15 protein-coding genes are annotated in these 15,763 nt (G+C 43.9%); 10 read left to right on the top strand and 5 right to left on the bottom strand.

What is annotated here, in order from left to right; genetic code table 11:
* Positions 1 to 50: 50 nt before the first annotated feature.
* The 4 genes from B853_RS17550 to B853_RS17535 all read right to left on the bottom strand — a co-directional run bounded on the left by B853_RS17550 (position 51) and on the right by B853_RS17535 (position 2,828).
* Positions 51 to 569: an RNA methyltransferase gene (locus tag B853_RS17550; protein WP_038883342.1), complete on the bottom strand. Its 519-nt coding sequence runs from the start codon at positions 567 to 569 to the stop codon at positions 51 to 53.
* A gap of 203 nt (positions 570 to 772) precedes the next feature.
* Positions 773 to 1,603: a membrane protein gene (locus B853_RS17545; RefSeq protein ID WP_038883341.1), complete on the bottom strand. Its 831-nt coding sequence runs from the start codon at positions 1,601 to 1,603 to the stop codon at positions 773 to 775.
* Positions 1,603 to 2,460 carry an ABC transporter ATP-binding protein gene (locus B853_RS17540; RefSeq protein WP_038883340.1) on the bottom strand — a complete coding sequence of 286 codons (858 nt, stop codon included), beginning with the start codon at positions 2,458 to 2,460 and terminating at the stop codon, positions 1,603 to 1,605. Before B853_RS17540 ends, B853_RS17545 begins: the two co-directional genes overlap by 1 nt.
* Positions 2,457 to 2,828 carry a GntR family transcriptional regulator gene (locus tag B853_RS17535; protein WP_009706721.1) on the bottom strand — a complete coding sequence of 124 codons (372 nt, stop codon included), beginning with the start codon at positions 2,826 to 2,828 and terminating at the stop codon, positions 2,457 to 2,459. The genes B853_RS17540 and B853_RS17535 overlap by 4 nt, the downstream gene beginning before the upstream one ends.
* A gap of 447 nt (positions 2,829 to 3,275) precedes the next feature.
* Here B853_RS17535 and gltS point away from each other — a divergent pair, with 447 nt between their 5' ends.
* The gene (gene gltS, locus B853_RS17530; RefSeq protein ID WP_038883339.1) at positions 3,276 to 4,502 is read left to right on the top strand and encodes a sodium/glutamate symporter; all 1,227 of its coding nucleotides are present in this window, start codon (positions 3,276 to 3,278) and stop codon (positions 4,500 to 4,502) included.
* A gap of 243 nt (positions 4,503 to 4,745) precedes the next feature.
* Positions 4,746 to 5,501, top strand: a complete 756-nt coding sequence (locus B853_RS17525; protein ID WP_038883338.1) for a hypothetical protein — start codon at positions 4,746 to 4,748, stop codon at positions 5,499 to 5,501.
* Positions 5,502 to 5,552: 51 nt separating this feature from the next.
* On the opposite strand, the gene B853_RS17520 is transcribed toward B853_RS17525, so the two are convergent.
* Positions 5,553 to 6,329: a hypothetical protein gene (locus B853_RS17520; protein WP_038883337.1), complete on the bottom strand. Its 777-nt coding sequence runs from the start codon at positions 6,327 to 6,329 to the stop codon at positions 5,553 to 5,555.
* A 1,060-nt stretch (positions 6,330 to 7,389) separates the two neighbouring features.
* Here B853_RS17520 and B853_RS26535 point away from each other — a divergent pair.
* From B853_RS26535 to ureC, 8 genes are all read left to right on the top strand, one after another.
* The gene (locus tag B853_RS26535; protein ID WP_238788164.1) at positions 7,390 to 7,683 is read left to right on the top strand and encodes a helix-turn-helix transcriptional regulator; all 294 of its coding nucleotides are present in this window, start codon (positions 7,390 to 7,392) and stop codon (positions 7,681 to 7,683) included.
* Positions 7,684 to 8,286: 603 nt separating this feature from the next.
* Complete coding sequence (locus tag B853_RS17505; RefSeq protein WP_038883335.1) at positions 8,287 to 9,732, top strand: TrkH family potassium uptake protein; 1,446 nt, start codon at positions 8,287 to 8,289, stop codon at positions 9,730 to 9,732.
* Between the two features lie 64 nt (positions 9,733 to 9,796).
* Complete coding sequence (locus tag B853_RS17500; protein ID WP_227741883.1) at positions 9,797 to 10,897, top strand: hypothetical protein; 1,101 nt, start codon at positions 9,797 to 9,799, stop codon at positions 10,895 to 10,897.
* 219 nt (positions 10,898 to 11,116) lie between these two features.
* A complete protein-coding gene (locus B853_RS17495) occupies positions 11,117 to 11,950 on the top strand; it encodes a helix-turn-helix transcriptional regulator (protein ID WP_038883333.1) in 834 nt (277 codons plus the stop codon).
* Between the two features lie 460 nt (positions 11,951 to 12,410).
* Positions 12,411 to 13,319, top strand: a complete 909-nt coding sequence (locus B853_RS17490) for an urease accessory protein UreD (protein ID WP_038883331.1) — start codon at positions 12,411 to 12,413, stop codon at positions 13,317 to 13,319.
* 77 nt (positions 13,320 to 13,396) lie between these two features.
* On the top strand, positions 13,397 to 13,699 hold the full coding sequence (gene ureA / locus B853_RS17485; protein ID WP_009696559.1) for an urease subunit gamma: 303 nt from the start codon (positions 13,397 to 13,399) through the stop codon (positions 13,697 to 13,699).
* A 10-nt stretch (positions 13,700 to 13,709) separates the two neighbouring features.
* The gene (locus tag B853_RS17480; RefSeq protein WP_009696560.1) at positions 13,710 to 14,030 is read left to right on the top strand and encodes an urease subunit beta; all 321 of its coding nucleotides are present in this window, start codon (positions 13,710 to 13,712) and stop codon (positions 14,028 to 14,030) included.
* Positions 14,031 to 14,041: 11 nt separating this feature from the next.
* Positions 14,042 to 15,745, top strand: coding sequence for an urease subunit alpha (gene ureC / locus B853_RS17475; protein WP_038883330.1), 1,704 nt, complete (start codon positions 14,042 to 14,044; stop codon positions 15,743 to 15,745).
* Positions 15,746 to 15,763: the final 18 nt, after the last annotated feature.

The raw sequence follows: 15,763 nt of genomic DNA, 5'->3' as shown, positions 1-15,763 counted from the left end.
GCTGTGACCTTTTTTGTATCTGGCGTTCGCCAACGATGAGCTTCGTCTGTCTATACGCAAGCTTTCATTTTCAAGCGGTTCTTGTTGTCGCGATTAGCAAGCACTTGCTGGTGGTCATCAATTGTCCCCAGTGTTTTCGCCATGCGATCGTAAAGCACAACGTTCACCGTCGCGGCTAGGTTCATACAACCATGAGTTGGTACGTACACCACATGATGCGCCTTATCGATCATCTCTTGCGGCAGTGAGCCGTCCTCTGGTCCAAACACATAAATCGCGTTCTCTGGGTGAGTGAAGTGCGGCAGCGCCGTTGCGCCGACCACTAACTCAACACAAACGATTTCCACATCGTCGGCAACATTAGCGGTGAGGTCTTCCATCTCCATTAATTGAATGCGCTCTTGTGAGTTCTGGGTGTCGGTCTGAAATTTTACTGCGCGGCTGTAGCGTGTGCCGTTGTAACGAACTTGCGCGGCGTCGTAGCAGCCTGCGGCTCGTAATACTGCGCCAACGTTGGTTGGACTCTTTGGGTTGTACAGTCCAATAATGGCTGTTGGCTTGGTGGTCATGGTTGGTGTTCTGCTTTTCAAAAATTCTAGATAACAGCGCTGGGCGCATTAAGCGGGGGATTATGAACTTAACCAAGCAGAAGCGCTATCGCTACAGGCTGATTATTTTTGCGTTGAAGCAAACAGAATGAAGATTGATGGTGTTGAAAATAAAAAAGCGAGGACAGTACCTCGCTTTTGATGTGTGGTTTTGCTTGTGCTTTTTAGTTCACAGTACGGCTGAATTTGATGCTAGCTGTCCAAGCAAGCAAACCGATGAAGGCGTAAATACCGACATTCAACCAACCCGCATCTGGAATCGCGCTGAACGGGTTTGGCGCAAGAATCGCGTGCAGTGGTAGGTAGAAAATCGCTGAGAAGAACTCATCCAGACCATAGAAGTTGAACATCGCAATCGGCATCCAACGCAGTGCGTAAATACCAATCAAGATCACCAACAGTGGTGAGTTCACTTTCTGTGAGATTGCCATTGCGGTTAATGCGAGCGGCAATAACAACACGCCAGCCACTACCATTCGAAGCAAAAATTCAATCCAGTTTAGCAGTACGAAACCCAATGATGCTTGGCGATACAACAACGCCAACTGGTGGTCAGTTGAAACATTCAACATCCACAGCATAAAGTCGGCAGCGAAAACCAATACCGAACACACCAATGGAATCACCAATAAACCAAACGTCAGCTTCACCAGATGGGTTTTCACGTCACTGACAGGCATACTGCGCCAAAACATGATACTGCCCTCTGAGCGCTCTTTACGTAGCGTTCTTGGGAAGTATTGAGTGCCAAGCAGGATAGACAACAAACCAATGCCGCCGGTGATCAGCATGTTGACGTCATCGCCGAGCTCTTTGTGGATGTCACTGACATCGCCGCCAAAGCTCATTTGGAAGAACATATTGTGTTGCAGTGTAGAGCTACTCATTAAGCTGACAAACAGCAGCACGCCACAGGCAAACATAAATAATGGCACGCGTGTAACCAATGGGTTCTCTAGCCATTCTTTACGCAACATCGCGACAATCGATTTCATTATGCTGCCTCCTTCTGCAATGCCAAGAACAGATCCGCAAGCTTGACGCCATACACATCACCCAGCCCTGCAATTTGTTCTGCGTATTGTGATGACAGCAACCATTTAGTCGTGCCTAAGCCCTTTTGCGATGACAGTGGTTTCAGCGCTTCGATTTGTGCGCGATGCTCATCACTGGCATCGAGAATGAAGTAATCTTCGCTGATGCTGTCCATTGAGGTTTGCAGAACAGGTCGACCGTGTTTAAGAATTAGCACGTCCGTCAGTAGATGTTCGATTTCCGATACTTCATGGCTCGCAATGATCAGCACACGCTCGCCGTCGTGGAACCATTCCAGCAAATGACGGTAGAAGGTATCGCGATAAACCAAATCCAAACCAAGCGTTGGCTCGTCTAGAATCAGAATCTGCGTATTGGTCGCGATGACGACGGCCAAGTGCAATTGCACCTTCATGCCTTTCGATAGGGATTTGATGCGAGCACGCGGCTTGATGTCGGTTTGACGAAGCAGGCTATCAGCTTTGCTGCGATTAAAACCTGGGTGTACGCCCTCGGTGTAATCGAGCAGCTGAGCAACCGTCATCCAGTTTGGCAGAACGTTCACATCTGAGATGTAAGATAAGCTCTGCATGATTTTGTCGCGTTGCATGATTGGCTCAAAGCCATTGATGCGAATGGTGCCCTGATATTCGTGTGCACCGAGTAGGGCGTTAATGAGAGTCGATTTACCCGCACCGTTATGACCTAGCAAGCCAAGCACCTGACCCGCTTGTAGATCAAAGCTCACGTCATGCAGCGCTTCCCCCTGCTGACGATATTGCTTGGAGACGTGTTTTACACTGACTAATGCGCTCATTGGTCACCTTCAATATGTGTTTGGATTTGTTGGATAAATTCATCAAGAGACATATCCAGACGTTGTAGTGTGTCGGCGATCTGCGGAATTTGTTGCTCAAGGAAACGTGCTTTTTCATCAGCAAGCAGCTGCTTTTTTGCACCTTGGGCGACAAACATGCCTTGCCCACGTTTCTTCTCAATCAATCCTTCATCAACCAATAACTGATAGCCCTTCATGACCGTCAGGTGGTTGATCTTCATATCCGCAGAGACACTGCGTACCGAAGGCAAAGCTTCGCCCTCTTGCCAGATGCCTTGCAATATTTGCTGGGTGATCTGGTCAGCCAACTGACGGAAAATCGGTTGGCGATCATGCCAATGCGTCATGATTGGTTTCCTTGGCTGAGTTGGTGTTATATATATGTATAACACCTTGGCGATGGGATAGAAAGCGCCAATCTTCTTGCGGTGTTTTCTCAATCACTTTTGTCGAGGAAAATTCGCCAAAGTTTGCACCAGAGTTTCACGCAAAATTTGCACGCAATCGCATACGTTTTTGCCTTCAAAAACTGGTAAAAAATTGTTCACTTCTCATAAGTTGAGAAGAGCCAAAAAAACCAGAAAATTGCGCCACAAAACTTGGTGAAAAAGTGTGTTTTTTCATTGAGTGAGAATTGGGTGAATATCCGAGCTATTACTTTCTTATTTAATGAGAATTGAGAGGGTTTGCACCCTAGAAAACCACACGTTCAGGAGGCACTCTGACCTGCCTAAATACCGCTCAACCTGCGAGTTGTTACTCAAAGGATGAGAAAAAGGAGGCAAAGAGGTTTTATGAATCAGGTCATTTCTGTTGGTCCACAAGAGTCGTTTCTCGTCGCTATTTGTGTGTTGTTCTTGGGACAATTCGTTAACGCTAAATTACCGATCTTAAAGAAATTCAATATTCCCGAGCCAATCGTGGGTGGTTTGATTGTCGCATGTGCGATCACCGCGATGCACCTCAATGGTTTGGATTTAGTTTTCGATTTACCGCTGCAAAACACTTTCATGTTGATGTTCTTCGCTACCGTTGGCTTGGCTGCGAACTACACCCAGTTGATTAAAGGCGGCGCTAAGGTATTTATCTTCTTAGCTGTAGCATCGGTGTACATTCTTATCCAAAACGCGGTCGGGGTCTCTTTGGCAACCGCGCTCGGCTTAGACCCGCTAATGGGCTTGATTGCAGGTTCGATTACGTTGTCTGGCGGTCACGGTACGGGCGCAGCATGGTCGCAAACCTTCCAAGACATGTACGGCTTGCACAACGTTCTAGAAGTAGCAATGGCATCCGCTACCTTTGGATTGGTGATTGGTGGCATCATCGGCAGCCCAGTAGCGCAGCGCTTGATCGATAAACGTAACCTTGAATCTGAATACGGACGCACCAACCAGACTCACGAACGTTTCCCTGAACTGGTGACCTACAATGAACACGAAGAAGACCGCGTGACGGCGAAGAAAGTGGTCGAGAGCTTGTCGATCATTTTGTTGTGTGTCACTGGTGCCGATTACTTAGAAGGTTGGGTTAGCAGCTTTGGCATCAAATGGTTGATGATTCCAGACTTCGTTTACGCACTGTTCATTGGTGTGGTGATCACCAACATCATGGAAGTGACTAAAGTACGCAAAGTGGATGTTGAAACGGTCGACATTCTTGGTACGGTTTCGCTGTCTCTGTTCCTAGCGATGGCACTAATGAGCCTAAAACTTTGGAACATCTTCGATTTGGCAATTCCGTTCCTCATTATTCTTGCGGTGCAATCGGTGATTCTGGCGCTCTTCGCTTACTACGTGACGTTCCGTGTGATGGGCAGCAACTACGATGCAGCAGTCATCGCGAGTGGTCATTGTGGCTTTGGTCTGGGCGCAACGCCAACAGCAGTCATGAATATGGGCTCTATCGTTAATCGCTTCGGTCCATCACCACAAGCCTTCATGGTGGTGCCTATCGTTGGCGCGTTCTTTATCGACATCGTCAACCTAGTGATTCTGCAAGGCTGCATCTCTTTTATTAAGTAATCAGCCACGCTCCACAAAACTAAAGCCAGTCCCGAGAGACTGGCTTTTTTGATCTAACGTACTTCTTCTCCTGAATGCGTTACCGCTAGGGCTTTCGTTGTTTAGATTCTCAGGCAAGTTACAGTGAAAAACCGTCAACTTCCGGCATGAGAGCCAAATATAAACCGTACGTGCTAGGGTTTATAGTCACCATTAAGTTTGTTTGTTAAGGATATCAACCTCTTGTAGGTCTTTAGGAGAATTATGGGCCTCTTAAAACGCATTCTGGGATATACGTGTGAGAATACGCACTATCAAGTCAATCGCGTCCAATCACACTATGTTTCTATTCCTTGTGAAGCTTATTGTAAAACGACGGATGCCTGTCTGATTCATCTTTACAGAGATAAGCATCAACGTTTAGCCGAGCGCTTCATTAACCGCTCTACTTTTTATTACTCGGATAACGAAGATCCCAATGAACTTGTGACTTTATTGGATCTCGCTTGGCGTGGTTTATGCCCGAAGGCTCAAGTTCCGGCGGTGAGAAAGGTCATCTACGAAAAGCAGCAGGAAGTACTTGAGAGCCTTCAAGGTATGGACAGCTACATCTTGCTGGTTGGTTCATGGTTGGGTGTGGAAGTCAGTAATTTCAAACGCAATGTGCAAAGCAAGCATCAAGAAATGATAGAAGATCGCTTATTGATATTTGGCGAGGAAGCGGAGGCGTTTCCTATTACGGAGGAATATGGTAGCGAGTTGTATTTTTATAAGTACCAACTGCTGCTGGATATCACGATTAGGGCTAATGAACTCAACGTAAAAAACGTCGTAGCCAGGTGCACTTTCCGATGGTTTGATGCGATCTTAGCGGGCATTTTTCTGGGAAGGATGGAGCGAGAGGTGATTGAGGAAATCCATGATATGCACAATTTCCATCAGAACGTGCTCAATCAGATTTTTGAGCTGGCGGGAATCGGCTCACTAGAGCAGTTTCTTTTAAACGTTAAGCCAGCGTAGAAGTATAATAAGCGTATCAACCGTAGGTAGGATGATACGCTTTCACACTTTCTAGCCTTTTTGATGCAATTTCTCATAGGTTGCAAAGCTAAAAGCGCAGGCTGAAGAAATAAGATCTTGTTTGATGATGGTGACTGCATTGGCATCACTATTGGCGTAGTGCTTGGTAAAATGGACTTCTAGTGTACCTTTGTCTCGGTACCCACTCATTACGGGTTTTATTGATATCTCCTGGTTCAATCCTTCCGCTTCGTTGGGTTCGCCTAAGCTGAGTACTTTACCTACATATAACCTTCGGTCTGATAAGGTTAGCATGACCATTTTGTCCCCTTTTTCTAACGCAGATTTAAAGAGAAAGTCATCCAGTGAGCTGTCGGAAAAGACTCTCGCATTAAGCCGTTCTTTTGGGCTAAACGTCATGTAGCGAACGCAATATTTGATGTAGGCGAGTAGAGACCAGAATACAGGCACAAGCAACATCGAAAACGTAATCATGGTTACCCAGGTGAGATTGATAACCTCTTGATTGGTAAATGCACCAAGTTCGTAGAGTAGGCTCGATGTGAACTCATAAGGTGTCTGTGCAAATAATGCGTCAGGCAACCATTTTATCGGAGCAAAATGTGTGATGGCTGCGAAAAAATACGCGTATCGATTAATGATCAAGACTAAGCCTAAGGCGATAAACAAACATATCATGCCTAAGTTTGCGCTTTTTAAGTATAGGTACTGCCCTTCATAACGGTGCACCTTATATCGATAGAACGGATGGATATGACAAACCAAAAAACCACTTACCAAGATTGGTAAGATTAGCAACAAAAACAACTATTTCTCCTCAACGAGTAACCGAGCTCTTTCATAAATATTGTTCGTCATTAGGTCTTGATGAACCTCTTTGGCAGATATAAACACGGTTCCCCTGCCAACGACTTTTAATGATGTGTAAGAATGATTGATCTTTCTTGAAAGGTGCCGTTCCTCTTTCGTTCCCCAAAGACCGAAAGTAAAAAATCGAATAATTCGCTCCATAATTCCTTCGAAAAAAATGGTATATCTCAGGTGATCTAAAAAATATAAACAGAAACCTGGATAGTGTACCAACCTAGCTGTGTTATATCGAATGAGCGAATAATAAAATGGTTGTTATTATGAGTTATTAAATAACAAAGGCAGAATTTTCTGTCTGTTTTCTATAATAAACAGCCGCTTATCATGTTAACTGCGTTTTTTTACCAGAAAATACACCAATAAATACGAAATGTAGAAATACCATCATATTATTTTGAAAATATCTCATTGATTATGGCACATGCTGTTTTCAGTGAGGGGAGTGATACTCTCAGAAAAAAGCATCAGGTTATTCGCATATGTTTTTCCATCAAGTTCAATCAAAGAAAGTCACATTGAAACCCTACCGTTCGAAAAGGAGCTTACTCGTTCGGATCTCCAATTACCAAGGGTTCATCGCCATTAACGGAAACGAAGTGTCATTGTTTAACAATAGCTTACTGGTTATCCCGGAAGGGGGGGGATGGTGGAGTGCGATCTGCTTAGGCAGGGTGATGAGAGCTCATTTGAGGTCGTGACTCTCAACAAGACTGACATCAAAAAGATGAAAGTGAAGCTCGAAAAGCTTAATGATCTCATCTTAAACAAAAACAAGAATGAGTCATTTATTCTTTATAAGAGTAAAGAACTGTGTGAAATTTTTTACTCAAATAGACAACTTAACAATTGCCAAAAGCTGAAAAGCATTAAAAATATCGCATTGAAGCAGAGTATCTTTCACTTGGTATTATTGCTGTATAAAAAAGGCGTGGATGTCAGCATATTGTTTAACAGTGATTATCACATATCGTTGTCTTCTCGTTTAGCTAAGCTGTTTATGTCTGAACCAACGAAGAAATGGACGTTAGACTTGGCGGCGAGTTGTATGTTTACCAGCCCTTCTACGTTACGTAGAAACCTCTCTAAGGAAGGTGGAGCCTTCTCGCACATCCTCAATGATGTAAGGTTAGGTATCTCCATCAACTACTTAACGTTCACGTCATACAATGTTTTAAAAATCAGTGAACTCAGTGGTTTCAATAGCTCGGCGTACTTTTGTACGATCTTTAAGAAGAAGTATGGTGTAACGCCTCAGGAGTTCAGAAAAAACTCCAAAGAAAACAATGTCTAATGGCGATGGTTATGTGGTAGCTCAGCGTTAGTTTGAGAACTGAGACCTAAAAAAGTAGATGGCATGGGTTAGTAAATCTTTATCCATGGAAGATAGAGTATCGTCATTTTTCTTGAGCAGAATGTCGAGTGAAATGATGAGTCCATCGCTCATGATGGAGCTTAATGGCAAAGAAAACTTCGAGAGATATAAATCAGTGGTGGTTTTGTATAACTTGATATAAACCGTTGTAAAACAAGATGTAATTTGAATCTTTTCACTGCAATTGCTCAAGGGTGATGAAAAGTCTGTGTTTATATAGCAGTTACTCGACATCGAATAACTAGGTAATAGAGGGATCTTTTTAGGCAGAAACATAAAGTTATAAGTATTAATTTAGATTGTTCTTAATTAGTTGTTTATATCAATGTAACGAAACTATAAGAATAAGTCATTGCGCTATCTGTCTATTGTGTTTTGATGTTTCTTCCTAATAAATATCATAATTTATCTTTTTGCTCATATTGTATCTGTCATTGATTAAACCTTATATATCAATTGAATTTAATTGGAAAATTGAATAAATAATAAAGTTATTGGTAAGAATAAATGAACTGATTTTTAATGATTAGCTATAAGCCAGTGTTTCTCGTTTTGGGATTCCTGTTATCTAAACTCGCATTATTTATGTATATCCCTTTTTTGATGGCTGTAGTGACAGGGACTCAAGGGGCGTTAGATTTTGGTTTATCAGCAACCATTACCCATGTTGGGGGATTAGTGTGCGTGGCGATTGGAGGAAAAACGTCAATCGCTCTCAAGGTAAAAGATGCGTTTTTGATCACCACGCTAGTCTGGGTTCTAGGCAGCGCGTTTGCGTCACTTCCCTTTGTATTCATCAATGAAATCAGCTTCACCAACGCTTATTTTGAAACCATGTCTGGTATCACCACGACTGGGTCTACGGTTCTTGCAGGTCTTGATAACATGGCACCCAGCATATTGCTTTGGCGTTCGCTGCTCCAGTGGTTTGGTGGCGTAGGGTTCATCGTGATGGCTATCGCCATTCTACCCATGATCAATGTTGGTGGAATGCGACTTTTCCAAACCGAATCCTCTGATTGGTCTACAAAAAGTGCGCCTCGAATGAAGAGTGTTGCCAAGAGTATTTTATCAGTTTATCTGCTGCTGACTTTTCTTTGTGTGATGAGCTACTTGCTATCTGGCATGACTGTATTTGATGCAATCAACCACGCACTGACCACCGTCTCTACCGGAGGGTATTCAACGACCGATGGTTCTATGAATGGCTTCTCGCCAATGGCTCATTGGGTAGCGATCATCTTTATGTTTGCGGGTGGTATGCCATTCATTCAATTTGTGGCAGCAATCAACCAAAAGAGTCTCTCTTGCTTAGTGAAAGACGCGCAAATCAGAGCTTATTTTAAGTTGGTGGTTGTGTTGAGTTTGGTTGTTGCTTGCTGGTTGGCATTGAAGCTCGATTATCCGTTTATCGACGCGATTCGTATTGCGACCTTTAATATCGTTACGGTGATGACCACCACGGGTTTTGCATTAGACGATTTCTCCAGTTGGGGTAGTTTACCAACCATTTTGTTTTGCTTCGTTCTGTTGATGGGCGCGTGCTCTGGCTCAACGTCAGGGGGCTTCAAAATCTTCCGAATTCAGATAGCGACCTCACTCCTTAAAAAACAGGTTTTTCAGTTGGTACACCCTTCTGGCGTCTTTACCTTGCGTTACAACAAAGCGCGTTTGTCAGACAGTATTGTGCAAGGTGTAACGGCATTCGCTTTTGTTTATGCATTAACGATTATCTTTATCGCAATGCTATTGGCAATCATTGGCTTAGACCCTGTCACTAGCTTGTCCGGTGCCATTACTTCGGTGGCGAATGTTGGTCCTGGTCTTGGTTCCATTATTGGCCCTACTGGTAATTTCTCGACACTGCCAGACGCAGCAAAATGGATCTTGAGCCTCGGAATGCTAATGGGACGCCTAGAGATCCTCACCATTGTGGTCGTTTTGTCTCCTTGTTTCTGGCGTATTTAACCTCGCCGATTTTTCTAACACTCACTTGGTGAGCTCCTCAGGTTTTTATTTTTAAATGACGATTATGAAATTGGTATTTTTTGCGAAAGAGATTAATCACTTTATCTTGCGTGTTCATGCTGTGGATGGGAGAAAAAATAAAGAAATTAGAACGTTAAGGCAAGGCTTATGTCGCACCCTACAGTTTGAAGGCGCGGGGTTTGAGCTCTATTCCTTGTTAGAACCAACACATGATATCTCCAAGGCTCAAGTGATACGTCTCGCTAAGGACAAATTAAGAATTCTGGTTCGAAAGTTCAAAAAGGAATTTGAAGAAAAAGAAGATGACACCTTCGCTGATTTAGAGAATCAAATTATCGATTATTTATTTAACTCTGAGCAGAAGGTGAGCCTAAAAGAGCTCTCTCAAAACCTTTATATCAAGGGGGCTTATGACCAAGAGACGCTCGTTACCACCATGAGTCGGTTGGTAAAAAATAACAAGGTGAATGTGATCCACTCGGGGCTGGGCAGTATGTATTACATTAATTATCGCAATAACTGGGTCTATGATGGTGACAACCAATCCTACATCCAATGTAAATGTCATTATCACTGTGCAACCTGCGAGCTGAACTTAGACTGTGCCTATCAGCCAAAACACAAAATCGTGCGTGAATTCTATAAGTTGATTGATGTTGGTTTGGCTGTCGCTACGGGCAAGTTGGAGAAAGAGAGTGATAGCTTGCTTGGTGACACCATTCGCTTTTACTCGAGTATTAAAACACCGAGCGAGACAAGAATATCGGAGGGTGTGGATTACACCGTGATCAACTCAACGGATGATCAGTTCGTTGTCATTGATAACTTGGGCGACCCATATAACGTGTTATTGGAAGACTTAAATTGGTTTCGTATGGATTTGGGTAATCAATGTAAGAGCAAGCAAGAGAAGGTCGCCGTCAAAAGGCGTTTTGCCAGTGGTTACGAGTCAAATAATAAGACCAGAGATTGCATTGTTCAGTGCTTGTCATCTATCGGCGGCGCTTCGGTATCGGTCGATACGTTAATGATAAAGCTAGGGTTGTTAAGACTGCCCATCGAAAAAGCGCTGTCTCTGCTTGAAGAAGAAGGGGTGGTCACAAGCCTAACTGAGGCTAACACCAAGAAGTTCCATTTATGCTAGCCGAGTTCCTCGCTTTTCGCCGGCATACTATCCTTTCCTATCAAATCACGCCATCTTCACGATGGCACTGCGACCAGTTTTCTACAAGGGTAGGGGAGTGATTTAGATTTGAAGTCATATAACTTCATTTATGGATTGATTATCTATACATGTCGCACAAAGAATCGACTATCTTGCTAGTATGCTTGACAGTATATAGATGTTAATTATTTGATAGCAATGTTTTTTCATAATATTAATGCCAGCAATTTTAGGCTACACAATTACAGAACTAAAAAGACGATATTTGCCAGAGTCTCAGGTTATCAAGGAGAGATTAATATTAATGGTTCTCCCGTTCAGGAGTTTAACGATAGCTTAATTATCATTCCAAAAAACTCGTTTGTTTACGTTAATATATCAAAATTAACCGAACGGTCAGAATTAGATTTCATTAGCTTAAATGATTTTGATATTGGATTTATTAAGCAAGACCTTTATGAGTTAAACAAGTTTATCTTTGATAAGAGAAATAGAAAATTGTGTCGTTCAAGTGATGGCAGAAATTTCTTAAAAGCTCATAACAAAGATTTTTGTGATGTTTTTTTAATGAATCGCGTCGTTGATGGGCACCGTTGTATGGGGCGGTTGAACAAAGCACTGCTTAGACAGAGTGTGGTTGAACTTCTGATTCACCTACATCTGGAAAACAAAGACATCAATATCGTCTTAAACATGAAAACTGATCTGTCGGTTTCTGAGAGATTGTCCAATCTGCTTATGCGTGAGCCGAGGAAGCATTGGACGCTTGAGGCGGCGGCTCTGTCTATGGCGACCAGCATCTCTACCTTGAGGAGAGGGTTATCAGCAGAGCAGAAGTCTTTCTCTTGCATCCTCAACGAGGTGAGGCTCAATGTCGCGATTCGGTATCTGAAGTTTAGTAACTTCAGCATATTGAAGATAAGCAACCTGAGTGGATTTAAGAGCTCTGCCTATTTCTGCACTGTGTTTAAAAAAAATAAGCAGACCACCCCTCAACAGTTCAGAAGCCGCTTCAGAAAATCCATTGTTTAAGTTTGTCGGTTTCCGGTAATTCACTCTTATCTCATCGTTTAGCAATGATAGAAATTGTGAGTAAATTCACTGTTTATATTTTTTATTTAGTAACGCTGAAATAGTTTTAAACATTCCATTAATAATGAAGTGATGCTGACATTTATATTGTAATCTTTTGGGCAAAATGTCTAATTTAGACTCCGCTTGATTCCTGTATATTGTGTCCATTCGTTACAGCATCGATATAGAAATCCATGTAATTGTGTAAGTTTATTAATAGTGACGCTATAGGTGAAATTAAAGAAGAGAATTATTAAGTATCTCTTTTTTCACTAGGCGTTATTTATTACTCGTGATTTCTATTCCTATTCAGCGTTATTCGTTGAAGTTTGACCTATTTCACTCGTTACCAGTGAAACAGTAATAAGCATTTTAATCCTAATTTTTAATTTAAAGGTAGGTAGAAAGGTATGTTCATATGACAGATTTCCAAACGACAACGACTGACAAAACCAATACACCTCGTGTTGAACAAGGTTTTGGTCTCAATCGTCAGTGGTTAGCGTCTTTGACATTAAAATTTGGTGCTCATGCTGAAGGCAATTCTAGTGTCACACGATTAAATACCCTACGACACTTTGGACCCCTGATTGTCCAAAGACCTTTCTATCCTGAGGGCAAAGATGGCTGTTGCCATGTCTACATTCTGCACCCGCCTGGTGGCTTGGTGAGTGGTGACGAGCTGAACTTCAATATTGGTGTACAAAGTGACGCTCACGCTTTAGTGACAACCCCCGCCGCAAACAAGCTGTACAAAGCCGACCGCAACTTGGTGCCGTGGAAACAACACACCAACTTGGATGTTGAGGATAACGCCATTTTAGAGTGGCTTCCTCAAGAGTCGATTGCTTTTGATGGTTCTATTGGTGACCAAACTTGCACGATTAACTTGGGTACAAATGCCAAGTGTCTTGGCTGGGAAATTACCGTTCTAGGGCGACCTGCTAGTGAGTTGCCATTCAACAGTGGATGCATCACTCAACAATTTAACCTCTACCAAAATGGCAAACCGCTGTGGCTTGAAAGACAAACGGTCGACCCGACTCATCCGCGTTTTCTCGGTAAGTGGGGACAAGGTGGTTCAACGGTTCACGCCAATATGTGGGCGGTGGGTCTAGACGATCCAAAACAAGCCATCTTAGCACTTCGAGAGCACATGCCAGCATCCGATCGCTGGGCGGTGAGTGAGCGACGTGGCGTGTTGGTCATCCGTTATCTCGGTACCGAAAGAAACGAAGTTTGGGACTTGTTCCAACAAGCGAGAGAGGTATTGCGTCCGCTGCTCATTGGTATGGAGCCGGTGATACCAAGAATCTGGCTGACTTAATCAAACTCGAATTATAACGCCTTATTAAACACCTAATAACGCGATTTTATATTGAAAATCATGAAACGGAGTAAACGATGGAATTAACACCTAGAGATAAAGACAAATTACTTTTGTTCACTGCAGGTCTGCTTGCTGAAAGACGCAAAGAAAAAGGCATCAAGCTGAATTACCCAGAATCTGTTGCGCTGATCAGCTGCGCAATCATGGAAGGTGCACGTGAAGGGCGCACCGTTGCGGAAATGATGAGTGCAGGTCGTGAAATCTTAACTCGTGCTGATGTTCAGCCTGGCATTGCTGAAATGATTGAAACAGTACAAGTAGAAGCAACTTTCCCTGACGGCACAAAGCTAGTGACTGTGCATAACCCGATTATTTAAGGAGACCGCCATGTTTGCAGGTGAATACCAACTAAAAGCAGATGACATTGAGCTGTGTACTGACCGCACAACGATCCCAGTGAAAGTTTCTAATACGGGTGACCGCCCTGTTCAGGTTGGCTCGCACTACCACTTTGCTGAAGCGAATCGCGCTTTATCTTTTGACCGAGAGCTTGCTTACGGTCACCGCCTAGCGATCGCCGCTGGCATGTCAATCCGATTCGAACCAGGTCAAACCCGCGAAGTGGAGCTGATTCCGTTCGCTGGCTTACGTCAAGTCTACGGTTTCCGTGGCGACGTGATGGGCTCACTAGATAACAATTCTAAGTAAAGGTAATAGTAATGAAGATTTCTAGACAAGCGTATGTAGACATGTACGGTCCTACAACGGGCGACAAAGTCCGTCTGGGTGATACAGAGCTATGGATTGAGATTGAAAAAGACCACACGCACTACGGTGAAGAAGTCGTATTTGGTGGCGGTAAAGTCATCCGTGACGGTATGGGTCAGAGCCAACGTTGTGATGACGCAGTAATGGATACGGTTATTACTAACGTTATCATCATGGATTACTGGGGCATCGTTAAAGCTGACGTTGGTCTTAAGCAAGGTCGTATCGCGGCAATTGGTAAAGCGGGTAACCCAGACGTACAGCCTAATGTTGATATCATCATTGGCCCTGGTACTGAAATCATCGCAGGTGAGAACCAAATTCTAACCGCAGGTGGTATCGATACACATATCCACTTTATCTGTCCGCAACAGATTGATGAAGCGCTGATGAGCGGTGTAACGACCATGATTGGTGGCGGTACGGGTCCTGCAACAGGCAGTCTAGCGACAACCAGCACATCGGGTCCTTGGCACATCGGCAAGATGATGCAAGCGGTCGATGATCTACCAATGAACATCGGTCTACTAGGTAAAGGCAGTGCAAGTACGCCTGAAGCGCTTGAGCAACAAGTTAAAGCGGGCGCGATGAGCCTGAAGATCCACGAAGACTTTGGTGCAACAGCGGCATGTATAAACAACGCCTTAAACGTAGCAGATCGCTACGATGTTCAGGTTGCGCTTCACTCAGATAGCTTGAACGAATCAGGTTTCCTACAAGATACGTTGGCTGCATTTAAAGATCGTTGTATCCATACCTACCACACGGAAGGTGCGGGCGGTGGTCACGCTCCAGACATCATTGCAGCTTGTGCACTACCAAATGTACTGCCTTCTTCAACAAACCCAACGCGTCCGTACACCATCAATACTGTTGATGAGCACTTGGATATGTTGATGGAGTGTCACCACCTAGATCCAAACATCCCTGAAGACGTTGCATTTGCTGACTCTCGTATTCGTCGCGAAAGTATTGCCGCAGAAGACATTCTTCACGATATGGGCGTGATCTCGATGATGTCATCAGATTCACAAGCAATGGGACGTGTAGGTGAAGTGGTATGTCGTACTTGGCAGACAGCAAACAAGATGCGAGTACAGCGCGGTCTTCTTCCTGAAGACCAAGATCTTGGCGCAGATAACTTCCGTGCGAAGCGCTACATCGCGAAATACACCATCAACCCAGCCATCACTCACGGTATCGCACACGAAGTTGGCTCGATTGAAGTGGGTAAATTCGCCGACTTAGTGCTTTGGAAACCAGCATTCTTCGGCGTTAAACCATCTATCATCTTGAAAGGTGGCATGATCGCAGGCGCTGCGATGGGCGATCCAAACGCGGCAATCTCAACGCCTCAACCGGTGCATTACCGCAACATGTTCGGCTCTTTGGGTCGCGCAGTATCAGCAACGCGCATGACGTTTGTCAGCCAAGCTGCGATGAACACTGGCCTAGAAGAAAAACTGGGTCTGAACAGCCCGCTTGTTGCGTGTAAAGACGTTCGTAACAAGACCAAACAAGACATGAAGCACAACGACGTGTGTCCTGAACTGACCGTTGATCCACAAACTTATGAAGTAAGTGCGGATGGCGTTCTATTGACGTGTGAACCAGCAACAGAAGTTCCGTTGGCTCAACGCTACCATTTGTTCTAATTAACAGTAAGGGCTTGC

This window comes from Vibrio rotiferianus CAIM 577 = LMG 21460, assembly GCF_002741985.1.
Classification (GTDB): domain Bacteria; phylum Pseudomonadota; class Gammaproteobacteria; order Enterobacterales; family Vibrionaceae; genus Vibrio; species Vibrio rotiferianus.
The sequence above is the reverse complement of the archived record's forward strand: the minus strand, read 5'-3'. Positions and strand labels throughout refer to the sequence as shown.